The following is a 19,538-nucleotide window of genomic DNA, read 5'->3' on the forward strand; positions in this document are numbered from 1 at the left end:
TCACGCCGGCAAACCTACCAAGCGGATTGTGAACGAAACAGAAACGATCCACCGAATTGCCTTCGATCTCCGACGCCGGATTAATCGGCAGGCAAGCATTTTACCCCTATGGCCTACGCATTCGCGTCCTGGGGCTCTGAATGGAGAAGTCTGTGCTGCCACCATCGGAATGGAGTGTCGTCTGGCGACGCACGATCCTTATCGCCGCTGCCTCGACCGTGGCCTCCTGGCTCGTCTCCAACCTCGTCATGATGTCCCTGCAGCAGGGCATGAATGACGTCGGCACCATCCTCGCCCTGACCTTGCCGGCGGCACTCGGGGGGCCGGTCCTGCTGTTTCTGCAGGTCCGCTCGGCCCAGTTGCGCGTCGCCAATCGCCGGCTCGAGACGCTCGCCTCGACGGACTGGCTGACCGACTGCCTCAACCGCCGCGTCTTCACCGCCAGCGTCAGCTCGGCCCTCGACAGCGGCGAGCCGACGGGAACGCTGCTCGTCATCGACGCCGACCACTTCAAGACCATCAACGACCGCTTCGGCCACGAGCGCGGCGACGAGGTTCTGCAGATGATTGCCGCCGCCATTCGCGACAGCATCCGCGACGGCGACCTGGTCGGCCGGCTGGGCGGAGAGGAGTTCGGCGTGTTCCTCAAGGGCGCCGGCTTCGAGGCCGCCGGCCGCATCGCCGAGCGCATCCGGGCCGCGATCAACGGCCTCTTCGTCACCTCCGAAGGCGTCGTGCAGCGTCTCTCGGTGAGCATCGGCGGCGCCGTCTGCGCCGGCGACGGCGGCTTCGCCCAGCTGTTCCGGGTCGCCGACCGGCGCCTCTATGCCGCCAAGCACGCCGGGCGCAACCGCGTCGAACTGGGCGGAAGCATTGACGACTCCGATGTCGCCGCGCTGGTGGCCGCAATCGGCTGAACCGATGGCTAAAATCCCACCGACCGGCTTGAGCTGATTTCAACCCGGCCGGCCTAGCTTCGCTTCGCTTGCAGACGGCGGAGCGACGCGTTGGATCTTTCACCCACCGGCCAGGGTCGTGTGCTCCTGGGGACGGTCCTCGGAACGATCGGCTGCGTGGCCGTCGCCCTGTTCCTTGCGGCAGTCAACCACGCGACCCTCGAACCGGCCCGACTGCTGCACGCCGCGGCGACCGACATTGTCGTGTCGGTGCTGCTCGCCGCCCCGATCCTGTACGTCCTGCTGAGCAAGCTGCGGCAACTGGCCAGCGCCCATCGGCTGCTGCGCCGGCACGCCGACACCGACGGCCTCACCGCCCTGCTCAACCGGGCCGCCTTCACCCGTGAAGTCGACGAGGAACTGGCCGATGCGCGCTTTGCCCCCGACGGCATGCGCGGCGCGCTCCTCGTCGTCGACGTCGACAACCTCAAGGACATTAACGACAGCTTTGGCCACGAGCACGGCGACGCCGCACTGCAGTTGATCGCAGGCATCCTGCAGGGCGCGCTGCGTGCTGCCGACCGCGTCGGCCGCATTGCCGGCGAGGAGTTCGCGGTGTTCCTGCCCGGCGCCAGCCAGCTCATCGCCGAAGCGGTTGCCGAGCGCCTGCGCCTCGCCGTCCTTGCCGCCGAGTTCCGGCCGGACAACCGCCGGCGCCAGCTGACCGTGAGCATCGGCGGCGCGGTCTATGACCGCTACCTGCCGCTGGCCGAACTGTTCCGTCTCGCCGACCAGCAGCTTTACGCCGCAAAGCAAAACGGACGAAACTGCAGCGCAGTCTCGTCCATCGCACACTATGAGACCCTGCCGGCCACGGCCGCCTGATCAGGCGGCGTCGATCTTGGCCATGTCCTCGTCGGAAATGTCGAAATTCGAGTAGACGTTCTGCACGTCGTCGTCTTCCTCGAGGATGCTGATCAGCCGCAGCAGCGATGCGCCCTTTTCGGCATCCACGGGCACCTCGTTCTGCGGCTTGAAGATGAACTTGGCCGATTCCGCCGCGCCCAGCACCTTCTCGAGCGCCGCCGCCACTTCGTTCAACGACTCGAACGAGGTGTAGATCCAGTGGCCTTCCTCGTCGCTCTCGACGTCGTCGGCACCGGCCTCGATGGCCGCTTCCATCACCTTGTCCTCGCTGCCGGCCGAGGCCGGGTAGTAGATCTCGCCGACGCGATCGAACATGAAGCCGACCGAGTTGGTCTCGCCCAGCGCGCCGCCGTTCTTGGAGAAGGTCGAGCGCACGTTCGAAGCGGTGCGGTTGCGGTTGTCGGTCAGCGCCTCGACGATTACCGCGACGCCGCCCGGGCCGTAGCCCTCGTAGCGGATCTCCTCGTAGTTCTCGCCGTCGTTGCCGGATGCCTTCTTGATGGCGCGGTCGATATTGTCCTTGGGCATCGACTGCGCGCGGGCATTCTGCACCGCCAGGCGCAGGCGGGCGTTGAACGCCGGATCGGGCATGCCGAGCTTGGCGGCGACGGTGATTTCACGGGCGAGTTTCGAAAACACCTTGGAGCGCGCCGCGTCGGACTTGCCCTTGCGGTGCATGATGTTCTTGGCATGCGAATGGCCAGCCATTCGATCCCCTCATTCGACTGGAAAAACGGAGTATGGCGCGCCTTATAAGGGCGGCACGCGCAATTGTGAAGGTACCGGCGTCGCTCAGAACGTCGGCTCGACCTGCGCCAGCGAACCGCCGACCCGGAGCGGCGACAGGTCGGTCACGAGGCCGGTCTTCGGATCGGTCTGGATCGCTATGCCCGACAGCGTCGCCTCGCCTTCTGCCGGTGTGAAGCGGCCATTGGCGATGCCGGTCAGGAAGCGGTTCAGCGGCTCCTCGACATCGACGCCGATCACCGAGTCGTAGTCGCCGCACATGCCGGCATCCGCCATAAGCGCCGTCCCACCCCTGAGGATGCGGTGGTCCGAGGTGGGAATATGGGTGTGCGTGCCGACCACGAGGCTCACCTTGCCGTCGAGAAAGTGCCCCATGGCCTGGATCTCGGATGTCGCCTCGGTGTGGAAATCGAGCACGATCGCGTCGGCCTGCTCGCCCAGCGGGCAGGCGGCGACCGCCGCCTCCACGGCCCGGAACGGATCGTCGACCGGATCCATGAACACGCGGCCCTGCGCATTGATCACCAGCACCCGGTGGCCGGCCCGGCTCTCGTAGAGATTGGCCCCGCGTCCCGGCGTCCCCGGCGCCAGGTTAACCGGTCGCAGCAGCGTCGGCTCCCGCGTGATGTAGGTCAGCGTGTCGCGCTGGTCGAAGGCGTGGTCACCGAGCGTCACCACGTCGGCGCCGGCCGCCCTGATCTCGGCGAAATGGGTTTCGGTCAGCCCGCGGCCGTGGCTGGCGTTCTCGCCGTTGACGACGACGAAATCGAACCTGTGCTTGTCAATCAAACCGGGCAACCGGTCGGCAACGGCGTCCCGGCCGGACTTGCCGACCACATCGCCCAGGAACAGCAGTCTCACGTGACAGGCGCCTTCTCGAAGACACGGACGCCCGCTTCCGTGACGATGGCATCGAGCGGCACGTCGTGCCCCTCGCGCGGAATGTCATCGACTTCCTGGAGCGTGAAGGCGAAGCCGATGAGCCGCGGACGCCTGCCCAGCGCCGCCAGCGTCCGGTCGTAGTAGCCCCCGCCGTAGCCGAGCCGCGTGCCGTGTTTGTCGAAACCGAGCAGGGGCATCAGGATCACGTCGGGCTCGGCGCGGGGCGCGTCGTCGGCCGGCGCCAGTGTGCCGTAACCGGCCTCGTACAACGAGGCCCCCTCCTGCCACAGCCTGAGTTCCAGCGGCTGCTCGTCGCCCACCACCACCGGCAGGCAGACCGGCTGGCCCGCGTCCATCAGCCTCGCAACGATCGACCTGATGTCGAGTTCGTCGCGGATTGGCCAGTAGCCCGCCACCACCTCGCCGCTGTGCAACGGCACGTGCTCGAAGAAATGCGCGGTCGCCGCTGCCGCCGCCTCGCTGCGCAACGAGGGATGCAGCGAAGCCCGCTTCTTGTGGGCGACCTTGCGCAGCGCCGCCTTAGCCTCTTCGATCCTTGCGTCGCTCATTGAAGCTTTCTGGCGAAAGAACAGGTGCCGCCCTGGCCGTGGGATACAGATCCCGGGAACCTACTTACGTAGGTGGGCGCCGTGTGCCCGAACCCAGGGGTCCGGGCGGGGACAGCTCCCTTCAGGATCAGTACGGCCCCGGGGAAAAATGATCCAACACGCACCGGGCAGCACCCACAATATAGGGGTGCCGACGCCCCGACGCCAAGCGCTTGTTTGTTTTTCCCTCGCGGCCGTCGCCTCGTGGCATCCGGCATGCTGGGCGCCAGCCCTCAGTTCGCGGCGGCACCGGTCTCGTCGATGGCCGTCGAGATCGCCTCGATCTTGCGGGCTGCCTCGTTGAGCCGCTTGGCGAACTTGCGCTCGAGTTCCTCGGCCTCGTGCGTCAGCGCCTCGCCCGCCCGGGTCAGGTTCGCGACGTCCTGCGTCAGTTCGGCGATGCGCCGCTCGGCCTCGGCCAGTTCGTCGAGCACGGCGATGCCGGCCATCACCGTCAGCCGGTTGTCGCCGATCTCGCCGAACGTGCCCTTGAACTGGTCGATCTGCCGGTTGAACCGGTCGGCGAGCCCGAGCAGATGCGGCTCCTGCCCTTCCTCGCAGGCCATGCGGTACTTGCGGCCATTGATGTCGACATTGACCTCGGGCATCAGCCCTCTCCCCTGGCGAGCACTTCGCGTACCGACTCCATCGCGACCACCAGGCGGCGCGCCACCTCGGCCGAGCTGTCGTCCAGCCGCTTGGCCCTGGCGCTCACCTTGTCGAGCTCCTGCGCCAGCCGCTGGCGTTCGCCCACCAGCTTCTGCGTGTCGGCCTCGATCCGGCTGTGCGCACGCATGCGCCCGTTGAGGCTGCGCACGCTCGCTTCCAGCCGCCCGAACGCCCTGTCGAGTCGACTGGCCGCGGCCTCGTAACCTTCATCCGGACTTGGTTCTGCCACGGCGACCCCCCGCGCGTGAAAAACGGCGATTCCACTTGCTACTATAGCGCAAAGCTGGAGCGCCGTGGCAATTGTCACCCCTCCGGGAGGCGACATTGACAGGTCAAATGAACCTGCTAAGCGTCAACCCGCCTCGCAGACCGGGTGCGTGGCGCCCGGTTTCCGGGCTTTTTCAGCGCCAGCCGAAAGCAGGTCTCATGCCCAATTCGCAGCAAGCCAATGAAATGGCCAACGCCATCCGCTCCCTCGCCATGGACGCGGTTGAGAAAGCCAACTCTGGTCATCCTGGCTTGCCGATGGGCGTGGCGGACATCGCCACGGTGCTGTTCACCAAGGTGATGAAGTTCGACCCCGCCGATCCGTGGTGGGCCGACCGCGACCGCTTCATCCTGTCGGCCGGCCATGGCTCGATGCTGCTCTACGCCTCGCTCTACCTGCTCGGCTACGAGGACATGACGATCGACCAGATCAAGCAGTTCCGACAGCTTGGGTCGAAGACCGCCGGCCATCCCGAGTACCATTTCGCCGCCGGCATCGAGACCACCACCGGTCCGCTCGGCCAGGGCATCGCCAACTCGGTCGGCTTCGCCGTGGCCGAGGCCAAGCTTGCCGCCGAGTTCGGTTCCGACCTCGTCGACCACCATACTTGGGTCATCGCCGGTGACGGCTGCCTGATGGAGGGCGTGAGCCAGGAGGCGATCTCGCTCGCCGGGCATTTGAAGCTCAACAAGCTCGTCGTCATCTGGGACAACAACAACATCACCATCGACGGCCGCGTCTCCAACGCCGACTCGACCGACCAGATCGCCCGCTTCAAGGCCTGCGGCTGGAACACGATCGAGGTCGACGGCCTCGACCAGGCCGCGGTCGAGAAAGCCCTGCTCGAGGCCAAGAGGTCGACCGACAAGCCGACCCTGATCGCGGCCAAGACCATCATCGGCTACGGCGCGCCCAAGAAGGCCGACTCGCACAGCGTCCACGGCTCGCCGCTCGGCGCCGAGGAACTGAAGGGCGCCAAGGAAAAGCTGGGCATCGACTACCCGGCATTCGAGATCCCGGCGCACATCCTCAACGCCTGGCGCGCCGCCGGGACCCGCTCGGCCAACGCGCGCGGTGATTGGGAAGGCCGCCTCGCTGCCGCCAAGCCGGAACTGCGCGCCGAGTTCGAGCGCCGCATGAAGGGCGCACTGCCCAAGAACTGGAACGAGGCGATCGAGACCTACAAGTCCAAGCTGATCGCCGACAAGCCGAAGGTCGCGACCCGCAAGTCGAGCCAGATGGCGCTCGAGGTGATCAACAAGATCCTGCCCGAAACCATCGGCGGCTCGGCCGACCTCACGGGCTCGAACCTCACCAACACGCCCGAGACCCTGCCCTTCACCGCCGAAGACCGCACCGGCCGCTACATGCGCTACGGCATCCGCGAGCACGAGATGGCGGCCGCCATGAACGGCATAGCGCTGCACAAGGGCCTCATCCCCTACGGCGGCACCTTCCTCGTCTTCACCGACTATGCCCGCCCGGCCATCCGCCTCTCCGCCATCATGGAGCAGAAGGTCATCTACGTGATGACCCATGACTCGATCGGCCTCGGCGAGGACGGCCCGACCCACCAGCCGGTCGAGCACCTGTCCACCCTGCGTGCCATTCCCGGCCTGCTCGTCTTCCGCCCGGCCGACGCGGTCGAAACGCTCGAATGCTGGCAGCTCGCGATCGAGGCCGAAAAGCCCTCGATCCTGGCGCTCAGCCGCCAGAACCTGCCGGCGCTCCGCACCGAAATCGTCGAAGGCAACCCGTCGTCAAAGGGTGCCTATGTCATCGCCGGCGGCAAGGACGCCGACGCCGTGATCTTCGCCACCGGCTCGGAAGTCGCCATCGCGGTCTCGAGCCTGGACCTGCTCAGCCAGCAGGGCATCTCGGGCAAGGTCGTCTCGGTCCCTTCGATGGAGCTGTTCTTCGCCCAGTCGCAGGAATACCGTGACAGCGTCATCGGCAAGCCCAAGGCCAAGGTCGCGATCGAAGCCGGCATCGAGATGAGCTGGCTGAAACTCCTCGGCGACAGGGGTCGGTTCGTAGGCATGCACAGCTTCGGCGCCAGCGCCCCGGCCGAAAAGCTTTACGAGCACTTCGGCATCACCGCGAATGCCATAGTTGAAGCTGTCATGGCGCAGTTGTAAGACACCGCGCCTTCTCCTCCTCAAGAAGTCCCAAGGAGCCACCATGGCTGTACGCGTCGCAATCAATGGCTTTGGCCGCATCGGCCGCAACATCCTGCGCGCCATCGTCGAAAGCGGTCGCACCGACATTGAGGTCGTTGCCGCCAACGATCTCGGCCCGGTCGAGACAAACGCCCACCTGCTCCGCTACGACAGCGTGCACGGCAAGTTCCCGCATGATGTGACCGTCAACGGCGACACCATCACCGCGGGCAACCAGACCTTCAAGATGACCGCGGTCAAGGACCCGGCCCAGCTGCCGCACAAGGAGCTCGGCGTCGACATCGTGCTCGAGTGCACCGGCATCTTCACCTCCAAGGAGAAGGCCTCGGCCCACCTCGCCGCGGGCGCCAGGAAGGTGATCATCTCGGCCCCGGGCGACGGCGCCGACAAGACCATCGTCTACGGCATCAACCACGCGTCGCTGACCAAGGATGACGTGGTCATCTCGAACGGCTCGTGCACCACCAACTGCCTAGCGCCGATGGCCAAGGTGATGAACGACCTGGTCGGCATCGAGAAGGGGATGATGACCACCATCCACTCCTACACCGGTGACCAGCCGACGCTCGATACCATGCACAAGGATCTATACCGGGCCCGCGCTGCCGCGCTCAGCCAGATCCCGACCTCGACCGGCGCCGCCAAGGCCATCGGCCTCGTGCTGCCCGAACTGAAGGGCAAGCTCGACGGCATCTCGATCCGCGTGCCGACCCCGAACGTGTCCCTGGTCGATCTCAACTTCGTTGCTAGGCGCAATACCAGCGTGCAGGAAGTTAACGAGGCGCTGATCGCCGCCTCGGAAGGCGCGCTCAAGGGCGTGATGACCTACACCCGGCATCCGCTGGTCTCCTCGGACCTGAACCACGACCCGCATTCGTGCACGATCCTGCTCGACCAGACCAAGGTGATCGAAGGCAACTTCGTCACCATATTCGGCTGGTACGACAACGAGTGGGGCTTCTCGAACCGCATGGCAGACGTCACGGCCCTGTTCGCCAGGATGCTCTGATCGAGATGTGATCGCCCACAAAGGATAGGCATATGCCATCCACAGTGTGGCTCAATGACAAGCAACAGTTTGGCGCACCCTCGATATGAACATGAAAGGCCCCGAAATGCGGGGGCCTTTCATCGGGAGGTGCACCAGAGCCTTTGGTGCTGAATTCGGACCTATACGCCGTAGCTGTTGTCCCGGCTACCTCGCGGATGCTTCGCGCCCACATCGTAGTCGGCGAGACTGTGAGCGGCAGAGATCGACCCAGGTGGATGCCTGCGCGACATACGCGAGCGCGGTGGTTGGTCTGAGCCTAGCGAGCCCTCTGAGGTTCTGGGCGGTTGCAGCTAGCAGCAACTCGTCGCAAGTGCCCCATGGTCCGCGCCGTAAGCGGTCGCGCCTGAGAATGCACTTGAGGTGAGCGAACAGTATCCCGACCTTCTTGCGCCAGGGCCGGGGGCTTCGAAGCCCGGTGTAGTAGCCAAGGCTCGAGCCACGTCGTGGGCATCCTCACCGAGGGCTGCCGGGCCTGAAGGCTTTGACGATTGCAGGATCGGTTTCCAGTCGCCCCGCTCCGATCAGGTCGAGGCAGTAGGGAACCGCCGGGAACACAGCCCCGAGGCAGACGTCGATAGCCGACGGTTTGCCTGGAAGCGATATCATGAGGGTGGAGCCGCGTGTCCCGGCGCCTTGCCGCGATAGAATGGCGGTCGGCACCTGCTCGAGGCTCACCTTCCGCATCAACTCGCCAAACCCCGGAAGCTGCTTTTCGATGACGTCGTCCATCGCTTCCGGTGTTTCGTCCCGCGGCGCCGGGCCGGTGCCGCCCGTGATCAGTACGAGGCCCGCCTTGTCCTCGTCACAGAGCCGCACGAGTGCCTCTCTGACAGAGGCCCTGCCGTCCGGAACGATCCGTTGAACGGCTTCCCACTGATTGGTGAGAGCGCGATGGAGGAACCGTTCGATGGCTGGCCCGCTAAGATCCTCGTATTCGCCACGGCTAGCGCGATCCGAAACGGTAAGAATGCCAATCTTCATGCACGAATCCTCGAGGCGATAGCGTCTGCAATAGCAAGGTCTGAAGGCGTGTTAATGTTGAAGAATGGGTCAGGGACGCCCTCGAACCTCACGAGGCGAGTCTTTTGTGTCGCGAGGAACGCTCGGATTGACCGGTTATCCGAAGCTTCGAGCCACCGGCTCAGCTCGTCGCCCACGCCCACCGGCCACGCACCAACCGCGTAGTGGGGCCCTGAGGCCGACTCCGCAACGGCGATCGAGAAGGGATCGTTGGCAGCACCCGTAAACTGCTGAACCAGATCGAACGGGATAAACGGCGTATCCGCTGGAACGGTTACGATCCGCGTGTCAGGTGCGAACGCCGCCGCTGCCCATTTCAACGTAGCGTGAATGCCGGCGAGTGGGCCTCCATCGGGCACTAGGTCAGGCACGCAGGTACCATCCAGATCCAGCGGTACGGCGATCGTACCGGTGCTGACCACCAACAGATCGACCTGTGGGCGCAATCGCTCGATCACCCACTCGATGACCATCGAACCGCCGATCTCGCGCATGAACTTGTGGCCACCGCCCATGCGAGTCGAGCGGCCGCCCGCCAAGACTACGGCAACATCATGCATGCGTCAGCCGCCAGTCATGCTCATGTGTCGGCTGACGGCCGGCGCTGCTCCCCGGCGGTCGATGATGAAATCGTGCCCCTTCGGCTTGTGAGCGATCGCCCGCTCGATCTCAGCGTGGAGCAGGTCGTCCGCCTCCGATGCTCTGAGCGGTTCGCGCAGGTCCACAGCATCCTCCTGCCCAAGGCACATGAAAAGGGTGCCCGTGCAGGTGACTCGGACCCGGTTACAGGTTTCACAGAAATTGTGGGTCAAAGGAGTGATGAACCCGACCCGGCCACCGGTTTCTGCCACGTTGACGTAAGTCGCAGGACCACCGGTCTTGTACGGAATGGGCTCCAGCGTCCACTGCTCGGCGAGCCGCTGCCTTACCAGCGACAACGGGAGGAACTGGTCGGTTCGGTCGGCTTCGATCTCTCCGAGCGGCATGGTCTCGATGAGTGTCAGATCCATGCCTGCTCCATGGGCCCACTGCATCATATCGGCAATCTCGCGCTCGTTGACGTCCTTCAGGGCTACGGCATTGATCTTCACCTGCAGGCCGGCGGCCTGGGCAGCGACGATGCCCTCCAGAACCTGATCCAGATTGCCGCGCCGCGTGATCGTTTTGAACTTCTCGGGGTCGAGCGTGTCGACCGAGACGTTGATGCGCCGAACGCCGGCATCTGCCAGTTCGACGGCGTACCTTGCCAGCTGGGATCCGTTGGTAGTGAGGGTCAGTTCGTCGAGGGCGCCGCTGCTCAGGTGACGCGAGAGAGAACGGATCAGCTTCATCAGGTCGCGGCGGACCAATGGCTCCCCGCCGGTCAGGCGAAGTTTCCGCACGCCGCGCTCGATGAACGCCGAGCAAAGGCGGTCGAGCTCCTCGAGCGTGAGCAGATCCTTACGCGGCAGGAAGGTCATGTCCTCCGCCATGCAGTAGACGCATCGAAAGTCACACCGATCCGTCACGGACACCCGCAAATAGGTGATGTGACGCCGAAATGGATCGACCAGAGCCGGACGCTGCGGAAGCATCATGTTCATATAGGGCCCCTCCCCATGACGAGGTCTAGCGGCCTCGACTTAGCCAATTTCCATGCAAGAACCGGGCCGGTTTCACCTTAGAATTGTTCCATGCTAGCGTGACTTGCTGATCTGCGGAGGAGGACGCGATCATGGGGACCATGAACCGGCGTGAGATGCTGGTCTTGGGCGGTTCGGCCGTCCTGGCGACAACTAGGCACGCCGTTGCGCAGGACGATGTACTTCGGTTCGCGTTGACGCCGGTCTTCCTCTCCTCGGATCTGGACCTGCTCGACCACCTGAAGGCCTATCTGGGCAAGGCCACCGGTCAGACGGTGCAACTTGTCACTCGACGGACCTACCAGGAGGTCACGGCCCTGCTCGTCTCCGGACAGGTCGATGGGGCCTGGCTGTGCGGCTTCCCGTTCGTCGAGCACAAGACGCAACTGAGCTTGTTGGCGGTGCCTGTCTGGCGCGGGAAACCGCTCTATCAGTCCTACCTCATCTGCTCAGCAGATCGCGATGCTACCGCGATTGGGGACCTCGCCGACGACATTCATGCCTTTTCCGATCCGGACTCCAACTCCGGGTATCTGGTGACCGCAGCGGAACTCGCAAGGCAGAAGTCCACGCCGGACAAATTCTTCCGCCGGACCATTTTCACCTACAGCCATTTCAACGTGGTTCGTGCCGTGGCTGCCGGACTCGCCCAAAGTGGGAGCGTGGACGGCTATGTCTATGAGGTACTGAAGGAAACCAGTCCAGCACTAATTGGCGGGACGCGTGTCGTACGGGCTTCCGAATGGTTCGGCTTTCCGCCGACCGCTGTTCCTCGGGCCGCTGCCACCTCGGCCAAAACATTCGATCTCCAGCAGGCGTTGCTGAACATGCACAAGGACGAAAGCGGCCAGGAAGTTCTGGCTATGCTGCGCCTCGATCGTTTCGCGGAACAGGAACCGGCGCTCTTCGCCTCGATCGAGCAAAACTGGGATTTGGTCCGGGGCATCACATGATTTCGAGGGTCCTCAAGCATGGCCTGCCCGTGACGGTGAGTGTGCCGCTCGTCGTAGTCCTGCTCATGGTCTTCGTGAGCTTTGGAGTCTCGCAGGTCGTCCTGGCGCGCCTGGCGGTGACGCAGGAGCGCCAGCTGACGGATCTGGCAAATGCCTACCTCGACGGCCTTGAGGCGGCACTCATTGACCCGGTGCTTCGCCAGGACCCTTGGGAAGTGTTCGACGCACTCGATCGGGCGAGAAACGTCTATGCGGCGGTAAGGCCCCTTTCGACGACCGTCACCGACGCGGCAGGAACGGTGCTCGCCTCCTCGGATCCGAAGTCGGCACCTATCGGCAGCGAGCTAAGCCCGGTAGCCCCGGAAACACAGGCTGATGTTGCTCTCGAGCAGAGCCAGCAAGTCGCTGTCCTCGACAGGACGCTATCGGTGGAGGGGCGCACCGTAGGGTACATATACGCCCAGTTGGACATCTCTCCGTTGCTCACCGAGCGTGGCGAGGTGCTCTGGTACCTTATCGCCAGCAACGCCGTCCTTACGCTCATTCTCGCCGCTCTGGGCTGGTTTGCGGTGCGTGGGATGATCGCTCCGATGAAGATCCTGATGGAGCACATCAACTCAGCCGCCGGAGGGACGGCCTTGCCCATCCCGGCCAACGTGGTGAAGCGCCAGGGCCCGGAATGGGCAAGGCTGTTTCGGCGGTTCAACACCATGGCGGAGGCATTCGCGGAACGCGAAACCCTGCTCACCAAAGTCGCCGATGAAGAGCGGCTCGCCAGTCTCGGAAAACTCGCTTCCAGCGTGGCGCACGAGATCAATAACCCCCTGGGCGGCATCCTGAATGCTGTCGACACGATCAAGGTTCACGGCGACGATCCCCGCGTTCGCCTCAGCGCCGTCCAATTGGTAGATCGTGGGCTCCGCGGGATCCGGGATGTCGTGCAAACCGTACTCGCATCCTATCGCGCTGACCGGGAGCCACGAGACCTGACGCCGGCGGACTTCGATGATCTGCTGGTACTTGTCCGCCCTGAGGTTCGCCGCAAGCAGATCAAGTTGACCTGGTCGAACGACCTGCCCCCGGCCACGCCCGTCAACGCTTTTGGCATGCGGCAGGTCGTGCTGAACCTGCTGCTGAATGCCTGCCGCGCGACGCCAAACGGGGGTGCACTGGTGTTCCGAGCGGAGGTGACGACCCGGGCGCTAGAGATCGAGGTCTCCGATCAGGGACCAGGGCTGCCGCCGCACATCGCCGAGTTCCTGGCCAACGACGGGCCCTCTGCAGCACGTCTGACATCGTCCGGACTAGGGCTGTGGGTCACCAAGCGAACCGTCAAGGAACAGGGCGGGTCGGTGATCGTTGGCAAGTCCGCCCAGGGCGGAGCGCGTTTCCGCATTGTTGTTCCCGTAGTTGTGGTCGTTGACGAGGAGATTGAGCGTGTCGCTTAGCGGACGAGTTGTGGGTCTCCTGGAAGACGACCTGATCATGGGCGAGTCGCTGGTTCAGCGGCTGGCCTTGGAAGGCACCGTGGTGCGCTGGTGGAAGACCGGCCGCGAGGCGATCGCCGAACTAGGCAAGGCCAAGCCAGAGGCGGTTATCTGCGACATCCGCCTCCCCGATATGGGCGGTGATGAGGTCTTCAGGGAAATGGCTGCGACGGGTGGGGTTCCGCCTTTCCTGTTCATCACCGCCTTTGGCGATATCGACCATGCCGTGGGCCTGATCCGCGCCGGCGCTGGAGACTACCTGACCAAGCCATTCGAGATGCCGGACTTCCTCGAGCGCCTGCAGGGAATCCTCCCTGAGGTCGCGGCGAACGAGGTCGGGGCGCCGCTCGGCCAGTCGGCGGGGATGCGCTCGGTAGCCCAGAGCCTGAGGCGGGTCGCAAAAGTCAAAACCGCCGTCCTCCTCACCGGCGAGACGGGATCGGGCAAGGAGGTCTGTGCTCGGTTCCTCCACGAAGCGGGAGGCGCCGATCGCCCGTTCATCGCCGTGAACTGCGCGGCGATTCCCAACGATCTCATGGAGGCCGAACTCTTTGGGCACGAGAAGGGCGCGTTCACCGGCGCCCAGGCCCGGCACGCCGGGTATGCAGAACGAGCTGGCAAGGGAACACTGTTTCTCGACGAGATCAGCGAGTTGTCGCTCGCACTTCAATCCAAACTGCTGCGAGTCCTTGAAGAGCGCCGATTCTCACGTATTGGCGGAGAGAAAGTGCTTGAGTTCGAAGCCAGGGTCGTCTGCGCCACCAACGCGGATCTGGAAAAACGCGTCGAGGCCGGGAGTTTCCGGGAGGACCTCTATTACCGCATCAACGTCCTCAGCATTCAGGTGCCCCCACTTCGGGAGCGGCCGGAGGACGTCATGCCGCTCTTAGAGATGTTCTTCGACACCTACGCACCGAGCTTCGACGCCGACCTGCGCGGCATCAGCGCCCTCGTCGAAGAGGTAGCTTTGACACACCCGTGGCCAGGCAACGTGCGGGAGCTGAGAAATCGGGTCGAGCGGGCAGTGGCACTCGCGGCCGGCCCCTGGCTCATGCCGTCTGATCTGTTCCCGGAGCGGCGGCCTGCTGAAGTCGAGGAAGACGGACAAGTGCCGTCTCTCGAGGCCACGCGCGACGAGGCCGAACGCAAGCACATTCTTCGGGTGCTGGGGATGACCAATAACGAGATGGCCCAATCCGCCAAGCTGCTCGGAATTTCGCGCACCACCCTTTGGGAGAAGATGAGGCGCCTTGGATTGTCATCCACGACCCACTGACGTTCGGATTTCCGAACCTGGCCGCCTGAGGCGTTCGCAAAGCCAAACGTGCCCATCCTGAATGCGGACTGCCGCGTCGGTCCTAACTGCCTTAGCCAGCCGTGGCACGGCCCTTGCAGCACTGTCGTCACTGAGGCAGTTGCAGGGAGGGATCGATGGCAAGCTGCGAAAAGCTCGTTGATATGGGGCGTCGCCAATTTCTGAGGGGCGCCGGCATCGGCGTGGCGTCGGCCGCCACCGCTACGGTTGTGGCCCAGCCCGCCCAGGCGGCGCCGGGCCAGGCTCTGGTGAACTACCCGGCCAATCGGCTTGGCAACGTGTCCGACCTGATACTGAATGAGCCACTCGACGTGTCTTACCCCGACGACTCCGCTCCCGGCGTGCTGATCAAGCTCGGCACCAAGGTCGAGGGTGGTGCGGGACCCGACGGCGACATCGTCGGTTTCTCGACGATCTGCCCCCACAAGGGCTTCCCCATGTCGTTTGACGCCAACGACAAGACCCTCAATTGCCCGGGTCACTACTCCCGCTTCGACTGTGAGAAAGGCGGCCAGCAGGTCTGGGGTCACGCCACGCAGAACCTGCCGCAGTACATCCTGCGGGTCGATGACAAGGGCGACATCTACGCAGAGGGGCTCGACGAGTTGCTCTACGGTCGCCTGTCCAACGTGCTCTGAGGGAGGAAGTCATGGCTTTCAAGCGACATATCGATCGGCTTCCGATTATTCCCGCCGGCGCCAAGGAACAGATCGTCACCTGCCACTTCTGCATCGTCGGCTGCGGCTACCATGCCTACAGCTGGCCGGTGAACAAGCAGGGCGGCACCGACCCGTCCGAAAACGTCTTCGGCGTCGATCTCTCTGTGCAGCAGGATGCCGACACGTCGAACTGGTACGCTCCGTCGATGTACAACATCGTCAAGCAGGACGGCAAAGACGTCCACCTCGTCATCAAGCCGGATCCCGGCTGCGAGGTGAACTCCGGCCTCGGCTCGATCCGCGGCGCCCGCATGGCGGAGCTCAGCTACAGCAAGGCCCGCCTAACTCAGCAGCAGCGCCTCACCGACCCGATGGTCTGGCGCTACGGCCAGATGCAGCCAACGAGTTGGGACGATGCACTCGATCTCGTCGCCCGCGTGACCGCTGCCGTCATCGATGATCAGGGTGAGGACGGCCTCTTCGTCTCGGCGTTCGACCATGGCGGCGCCGGCGGCGGTTATGAGAACACCTGGGGCACCGGCAAGCTCTATTTCGGCGCCATGAAGGTGAAGAACATCCGTATCCATAACCGGCCGGCTTATAACTCCGAGGTGCACGCTACCCGCGACATGGGCATCGGCGAACTTAATAACTGCTACGAGGACGCCGAACTCGCCGACACGATCTTCGCGGTAGGCACGAACTCGTTGGAGACGCAGACCAACTACTTCTTGAACCACTGGGTGCCCAACCTTCGCGGCAGCTCGATGGACAAGAAGCAGGAGCAACTGCAGGACGAGCCGCACGCTCCCGGTCGAATCGTCATCGTCGATCCGCGCCGCACGGTCACTGTCAATGCCGCCGAGGTCGAGGCCGGCAAGGACAACGTCCTGCACCTCGCCATCAACTCCGGCACCGACCTGGCGCTGTTCAACGCCCTCTTCACCTACGTGGCCGACCAGGGCTGGATCGACAAGGACCTTATCGCCAACTCGACCACCGGTTTCGATGAGGCGCTTGCGGCCAACCGCATGACCGTTGAAGAGGCCGCCGAGATCACCGGCCTCGCGACCGCCGACATCATCAAGGCAGCCGAGTGGATCGCGCAGCCCAAGGAAGGCGACAAGCGTCGGCGGACGATGTTCGCCTACGAAAAGGGCCTGATCTGGGGCAACGACAACTACCGCACCAATGCAGCTCTTGCTGCGCTCGCTCTGGCCACGGGCAATGTCGGTCAGCCCGGTGGCGGTTGCGTCCGCATGGGCGGCCACCAGGAAGGCTACGTGCGTCCGTCTGATGCCCATGTCGGCCGGCCGGCAGCCTACGTCGACCAGTTGCTGATCAGTGGCAAGGGCGGTGTCCACCACATCTGGGCCTGCGACCACTACAAGACGACGCTGAACGCCATGGAATTCAAGCGGGTCTACAAGGAACGCACCGACAAGGTGAAGGACGCCATGTTATCGGTGCCCTACGGTGATCGTGACGCAATGGTCGCAGCCATCGTCGCAGCGATCAAGGACGGCGGCCTGTTCTCGGTCGACGTCGATATCGTGCCAACGAAGATCGGCCAGGCGGCGCATGTCTGGCTGCCGGCCGCGACTTCGGGCGAGATGCATCTCACCTCGATGAACGGCGAACGCCGCATGAGGCTCACGGACAAGTACATGGATGCGCCGGGTCAGGCCTTGCCCGACTGCATCATCGCGGCCCGCATTGCCAACAACCTCGAGCGTGTGTTCCGGGAAACCGGCAACGACGCTTACGCCGACCAGTTCAAGGGTTTTGACTGGCAGACCGAAGAAGACGCGTTCATGGATGGCTACCATCAGAACGCCGGTGGCGGCGAGTTCGTGACCTACGAGCGGCTCCGCGCGATGGGCACTAACGGCTTCCAGGAGCCGGCAACTGGCTTCGAGGATGGCAAGATCATCGGGACCAAGCGCCTCTATTCCGATGGCAAGTTCGGCGGCAAGGACGGGAAGGCCACCTTCATGGCCACCGAGTGGCGCGGCCTGCAGGCTGAAGGCAAGCAGGCCGAGAAGGGCAAGTGGCCGTTCCTCATCAACAACGGTCGAGCCAACCACGTCTGGCAGAGTGCCTATCTCGACCAGGAAGAGGAGCTGGTCCAGGACCGCTTCCCCTACCCCTACATCGAGATGAATCCGGACGACATGACCGAACTCGGCCTGTCGCAGGGCGATCTCGTCGAGGTCTACAACGACAACGGCTCGACGCAGGCCATGGCCTGGCCGACCCCGTCAGCGCGGAAGAAGGAGAGCTTCATGCTCTTCGGCTATCCGAGCGGGGTTCAGGGCAACGTCGTATCGGCCGGCGTGAACGAGTTCATCATCCCGAACTATAAGCAGACGTGGGGCGCGATCCGCAAGATCTCGAGCATCCCGGGGAATGCAGCTCACCTGAGCTTCAAGTCCCAGGAATACCCGCAGTCCTGATTGAGCAAGGCCCGGCGGCGTTAGTCGTCGGGCCATTCCCATGACCTTCATTCCCCTCAGCCCCCCACACGGCGCTTCGGAGCCGATTTCGCTCGATGAGGCGTACGCGGCCATCGAGCGACTTCTTGCGCCCATTGCGACGACCGAGACGGTTTCCCTTGCCGAGGCTTCCGACCGCGTGCTTGCGACCGAGGCGAGGTCAGGCATCCCCCTCCCCGCGTTCGACAACTCGGCTGTCGACGGATACGGGATCCACGAAGATGACGTGGCACATACCGGAAAGCTGGATGTGATCGGTCGGGTGACGGCAGGGAACCCGTCGACACTGGCTCTGCGGCCGGGACAGGCGGTCCATCTCGCCACCGGCGCTATCATCCCCGAAGGTGTCGCAACCGTTGCGATGCATGAAAAGACCGTTCGCGCCGGCGCCAATGTGGTCCTGCGCGAGCCCCACGCCATCGGCGCCAATATCCGAAAGTCCGGCGAGGACGTCACCGAAGGATCCGTTGTCGTCCACGCGGGCACGCTTCTGGACTATCGCCATGTAGCAATCCTCGCTTCAGCGGGCCTCCCTGCTGTCTCGGTTCGACGCAAGGTTCGGGTCGCCCTGCTATCGACAGGGGACGAAGTTCGCCCAGCCGGAGAGCGGCTCGAGACCGGACAGATTTACGACGTGAATAGTCCGATGCTCAGCGCCCTCCTGGACCGCGGGTATGCGGAGGTGGTTGCGAGCCCTCACACTGCGGATGATGCCGAGACCATCGGTCGGCTCCTGCTCGCGGTTTCCGATGGGGTTGATCTCATCATCACCACGGGTGGTGCGGCCGGCAGCGACAGCGACCACGCACTCGCCGCCGTTCTCGCCGCCGGCGGTTTGGCGACGTCGCTGCGCCTGTCATTGCGCCCCGGCAAGCCCATCGTAGTTGGACGGATCGGCCCATGTCTCGTGCTGTCGTTGCCGGGCAATCCCCTGGCGGCGCTGGTGAACTTCCTGCTTTTCGCAAGACCAGCAATGTTGGCGCTGTCGGGGAAGGACTTCCGCCGCCCCCGGGGTCAGGCGGCCGTTGCGGCTGAGCAGATCAGCCACACGGCCGGCCGAACCGAGTTCGCTCCCGGCCGCATCGTCGGCATCGCGCCGGACGGGCGGCCACTGGTAGTCCGCATCGGTCGGGGCGGATCGGCTCGCTTGCGACCACTGGTCGATGCGGACGGCCTCATCGAACTCGACCCCGACCGGTCGACCGTTGAGACCGGGGCGCCCCTTCATTTCCACCCCTTCTCCGCCTCGTTTGCTCCATAGGACCTCAGGATGAAACTGCTTTTTGCTGCAACTGTCGCCGTCGCCTGCATCACCTCGACTACTCATGCGCAGGACGCCGTTGCCGGCGCCACTGTGTTCAAGAAGTGCATGTCCTGCCACGCGGTCGGCGAAGGCGCCAAGAATAAGGTCGGACCCGAATTGAACGGCGTCATCGGACGCCCAGTTGCATCAATCAGTGGGTACAACTACTCGGCAGCGATGAAAGGCTCTGGCCTTACCTGGGACGAGGCAACCCTCATCGAGTTTTTGAAGGGGCCAAAGGCTCTCGTGCCGGGCACCAAGATGGCGTTTGCAGGCCTGAAGACTGACGCCGATATCGCAAATGTGGTTGCTTACTTGAAGCAGTTCGCCGCAGACAGCAGCGGGACCCCGGCTCCATGACACCGGAACCGGTGTCGTGCGACCGTCGGCGGTCTTGGCGATATCGTTATGGTGGCGCCCGTTCGCGCCGCCCGGGATCGCGGTGACCTGCAGAGC

At 64.2% G+C, this 19,538-nt stretch carries 19 protein-coding genes, 1 other RNA gene and 1 pseudogene; 11 read left to right on the forward strand and 10 right to left on the reverse strand.

Translation table 11 applies throughout. The features are described 5' to 3' along the window. Positions 1 to 140: 140 nt before the first annotated feature. Both J0I99_RS19130 and J0I99_RS19135 read left to right on the forward strand, forming a co-directional pair. Positions 141 to 917: a GGDEF domain-containing protein gene (locus tag J0I99_RS19130; protein ID WP_291399073.1), complete on the forward strand. Its 777-nt coding sequence runs from the start codon at positions 141 to 143 to the stop codon at positions 915 to 917. 90 nt (positions 918 to 1,007) lie between these two features. Further along, positions 1,008 to 1,781, forward strand: a complete 774-nt coding sequence (locus J0I99_RS19135) for a GGDEF domain-containing protein (protein WP_291399074.1) — start codon at positions 1,008 to 1,010, stop codon at positions 1,779 to 1,781. On the opposite strand, the gene J0I99_RS19140 is transcribed toward J0I99_RS19135, so the two are convergent. The 6 genes from J0I99_RS19140 to J0I99_RS19165 form a co-directional block, all read right to left on the reverse strand. Continuing rightward, positions 1,782 to 2,531 (reverse strand): YebC/PmpR family DNA-binding transcriptional regulator, encoded by a 750-nt coding sequence (locus J0I99_RS19140; RefSeq protein WP_291399075.1) that lies wholly within the window; start codon positions 2,529 to 2,531, stop codon positions 1,782 to 1,784. Positions 2,532 to 2,615: 84 nt separating this feature from the next. Then, positions 2,616 to 3,431 (reverse strand): TIGR00282 family metallophosphoesterase, encoded by an 816-nt coding sequence (locus J0I99_RS19145; RefSeq protein ID WP_291390993.1) that lies wholly within the window; start codon positions 3,429 to 3,431, stop codon positions 2,616 to 2,618. Continuing rightward, on the reverse strand, positions 3,428 to 4,021 hold the full coding sequence (locus tag J0I99_RS19150; RefSeq protein ID WP_291390992.1) for a 5-formyltetrahydrofolate cyclo-ligase: 594 nt from the start codon (positions 4,019 to 4,021) through the stop codon (positions 3,428 to 3,430). The genes J0I99_RS19145 and J0I99_RS19150 overlap by 4 nt, the downstream gene beginning before the upstream one ends. A gap of 20 nt (positions 4,022 to 4,041) precedes the next feature. Continuing rightward, positions 4,042 to 4,198: non-coding RNA, 6S RNA (gene ssrS, locus J0I99_RS19155), on the reverse strand. Between the two features lie 95 nt (positions 4,199 to 4,293). After that, positions 4,294 to 4,668 carry a cell division protein ZapA gene (locus J0I99_RS19160; protein ID WP_291390990.1) on the reverse strand — a complete coding sequence of 125 codons (375 nt, stop codon included), beginning with the start codon at positions 4,666 to 4,668 and terminating at the stop codon, positions 4,294 to 4,296. Next, a complete protein-coding gene (locus J0I99_RS19165; RefSeq protein WP_291390988.1) occupies positions 4,668 to 4,958 on the reverse strand; it encodes a DUF4164 family protein in 291 nt (96 codons plus the stop codon). Before J0I99_RS19165 ends, J0I99_RS19160 begins: the two co-directional genes overlap by 1 nt. A gap of 197 nt (positions 4,959 to 5,155) precedes the next feature. Between J0I99_RS19165 and tkt the strand changes: the two genes are divergently transcribed. Both tkt and gap read left to right on the forward strand, forming a co-directional pair. Then, positions 5,156 to 7,135, forward strand: a complete 1,980-nt coding sequence (gene tkt, locus J0I99_RS19170; RefSeq protein ID WP_291399076.1) for a transketolase — start codon at positions 5,156 to 5,158, stop codon at positions 7,133 to 7,135. Between the two features lie 43 nt (positions 7,136 to 7,178). Further along, complete coding sequence (gap, locus tag J0I99_RS19175) at positions 7,179 to 8,186, forward strand: type I glyceraldehyde-3-phosphate dehydrogenase (protein WP_291399077.1); 1,008 nt, start codon at positions 7,179 to 7,181, stop codon at positions 8,184 to 8,186. A gap of 288 nt (positions 8,187 to 8,474) precedes the next feature. Here the strand turns inward: gap and J0I99_RS19180 are convergent. The 4 genes and pseudogenes from J0I99_RS19180 to moaA all read right to left on the reverse strand — a co-directional run. Continuing rightward, positions 8,475 to 8,636: pseudogene (locus J0I99_RS19180) on the reverse strand (IS5/IS1182 family transposase); the annotation flags it as partial. A gap of 45 nt (positions 8,637 to 8,681) precedes the next feature. Beyond that, positions 8,682 to 9,209 (reverse strand): molybdopterin adenylyltransferase, encoded by a 528-nt coding sequence (gene mog, locus J0I99_RS19185; protein ID WP_291399078.1) that lies wholly within the window; start codon positions 9,207 to 9,209, stop codon positions 8,682 to 8,684. After that, positions 9,206 to 9,808: a molybdenum cofactor guanylyltransferase gene (locus tag J0I99_RS19190; RefSeq protein WP_291399079.1), complete on the reverse strand. Its 603-nt coding sequence runs from the start codon at positions 9,806 to 9,808 to the stop codon at positions 9,206 to 9,208. The genes mog and J0I99_RS19190 overlap by 4 nt, the downstream gene beginning before the upstream one ends. Before the next feature lie 3 nt (positions 9,809 to 9,811). Then, the gene (gene moaA / locus J0I99_RS19195; protein WP_291399080.1) at positions 9,812 to 10,831 is read right to left on the reverse strand and encodes a GTP 3',8-cyclase MoaA; all 1,020 of its coding nucleotides are present in this window, start codon (positions 10,829 to 10,831) and stop codon (positions 9,812 to 9,814) included. A 131-nt stretch (positions 10,832 to 10,962) separates the two neighbouring features. Here moaA and J0I99_RS19200 point away from each other — a divergent pair, with 131 nt between their 5' ends. The 7 genes from J0I99_RS19200 to J0I99_RS19230 all read left to right on the forward strand — a co-directional run bounded on the left by J0I99_RS19200 (position 10,963) and on the right by J0I99_RS19230 (position 19,442). Next, the gene (locus J0I99_RS19200; RefSeq protein ID WP_291399081.1) at positions 10,963 to 11,823 is read left to right on the forward strand and encodes a PhnD/SsuA/transferrin family substrate-binding protein; all 861 of its coding nucleotides are present in this window, start codon (positions 10,963 to 10,965) and stop codon (positions 11,821 to 11,823) included. Further along, entirely contained in the window at positions 11,820 to 13,271 is a 1,452-nt protein-coding gene (locus J0I99_RS19205; protein WP_291399082.1) for a HAMP domain-containing sensor histidine kinase, read from the forward strand. The genes J0I99_RS19200 and J0I99_RS19205 overlap by 4 nt, the downstream gene beginning before the upstream one ends. After that, positions 13,261 to 14,586, forward strand: a complete 1,326-nt coding sequence (locus tag J0I99_RS19210) for a sigma-54 dependent transcriptional regulator (protein WP_291399083.1) — start codon at positions 13,261 to 13,263, stop codon at positions 14,584 to 14,586. The genes J0I99_RS19205 and J0I99_RS19210 overlap by 11 nt, the downstream gene beginning before the upstream one ends. Before the next feature lie 155 nt (positions 14,587 to 14,741). Continuing rightward, complete coding sequence (locus J0I99_RS19215) at positions 14,742 to 15,263, forward strand: arsenate reductase (azurin) small subunit (protein WP_291399084.1); 522 nt, start codon at positions 14,742 to 14,744, stop codon at positions 15,261 to 15,263. An 11-nt stretch (positions 15,264 to 15,274) separates the two neighbouring features. Next, entirely contained in the window at positions 15,275 to 17,740 is a 2,466-nt protein-coding gene (locus tag J0I99_RS19220) for an arsenate reductase (azurin) large subunit (RefSeq protein WP_291399085.1), read from the forward strand. Positions 17,741 to 17,780: 40 nt separating this feature from the next. Beyond that, complete coding sequence (gene glp, locus J0I99_RS19225) at positions 17,781 to 19,040, forward strand: gephyrin-like molybdotransferase Glp (RefSeq protein WP_291399086.1); 1,260 nt, start codon at positions 17,781 to 17,783, stop codon at positions 19,038 to 19,040. Between the two features lie 9 nt (positions 19,041 to 19,049). Next, complete coding sequence (locus tag J0I99_RS19230) at positions 19,050 to 19,442, forward strand: cytochrome c family protein (protein ID WP_291399087.1); 393 nt, start codon at positions 19,050 to 19,052, stop codon at positions 19,440 to 19,442. Positions 19,443 to 19,538 lie beyond the last annotated feature (96 nt).

The sequence above is a fragment of the Devosia sp. genome, assembly GCF_017307495.1.
Lineage (GTDB): Bacteria > Pseudomonadota > Alphaproteobacteria > Rhizobiales > Devosiaceae > Devosia_A.

What these genes read in the sequence shown, in the direction of transcription:
- J0I99_RS19130 (WP_291399073.1), top strand. Translation starts at nt 141, where the DNA reads ATGGAGAAGTCTGTGCTGCCACCATCGGAATGGAGTGTCGTCTGGCGA.
- J0I99_RS19140 (WP_291399075.1), bottom strand. Translation starts at nt 2,531, where the DNA reads ATGGCTGGCCATTCGCATGCCAAGAACATCATGCACCGCAAGGGCAAG.
- J0I99_RS19150 (WP_291390992.1), bottom strand. Translation starts at nt 4,021, where the DNA reads ATGAGCGACGCAAGGATCGAAGAGGCTAAGGCGGCGCTGCGCAAGGTC.
- J0I99_RS19160 (WP_291390990.1), bottom strand. Translation starts at nt 4,668, where the DNA reads ATGCCCGAGGTCAATGTCGACATCAATGGCCGCAAGTACCGCATGGCC.
- tkt (WP_291399076.1), top strand. Translation starts at nt 5,156, where the DNA reads ATGCCCAATTCGCAGCAAGCCAATGAAATGGCCAACGCCATCCGCTCC.
- gap (WP_291399077.1), top strand. Translation starts at nt 7,179, where the DNA reads ATGGCTGTACGCGTCGCAATCAATGGCTTTGGCCGCATCGGCCGCAAC.
- mog (WP_291399078.1), bottom strand. Translation starts at nt 9,209, where the DNA reads ATGAAGATTGGCATTCTTACCGTTTCGGATCGCGCTAGCCGTGGCGAA.
- J0I99_RS19190 (WP_291399079.1), bottom strand. Translation starts at nt 9,808, where the DNA reads ATGCATGATGTTGCCGTAGTCTTGGCGGGCGGCCGCTCGACTCGCATG.
- moaA (WP_291399080.1), bottom strand. Translation starts at nt 10,831, where the DNA reads ATGAACATGATGCTTCCGCAGCGTCCGGCTCTGGTCGATCCATTTCGG.
- J0I99_RS19200 (WP_291399081.1), top strand. Translation starts at nt 10,963, where the DNA reads ATGGGGACCATGAACCGGCGTGAGATGCTGGTCTTGGGCGGTTCGGCC.
- J0I99_RS19205 (WP_291399082.1), top strand. Translation starts at nt 11,820, where the DNA reads ATGATTTCGAGGGTCCTCAAGCATGGCCTGCCCGTGACGGTGAGTGTG.
- J0I99_RS19215 (WP_291399084.1), top strand. Translation starts at nt 14,742, where the DNA reads ATGGCAAGCTGCGAAAAGCTCGTTGATATGGGGCGTCGCCAATTTCTG.
- J0I99_RS19220 (WP_291399085.1), top strand. Translation starts at nt 15,275, where the DNA reads ATGGCTTTCAAGCGACATATCGATCGGCTTCCGATTATTCCCGCCGGC.
- glp (WP_291399086.1), top strand. Translation starts at nt 17,781, where the DNA reads ATGACCTTCATTCCCCTCAGCCCCCCACACGGCGCTTCGGAGCCGATT.
- J0I99_RS19230 (WP_291399087.1), top strand. Translation starts at nt 19,050, where the DNA reads ATGAAACTGCTTTTTGCTGCAACTGTCGCCGTCGCCTGCATCACCTCG.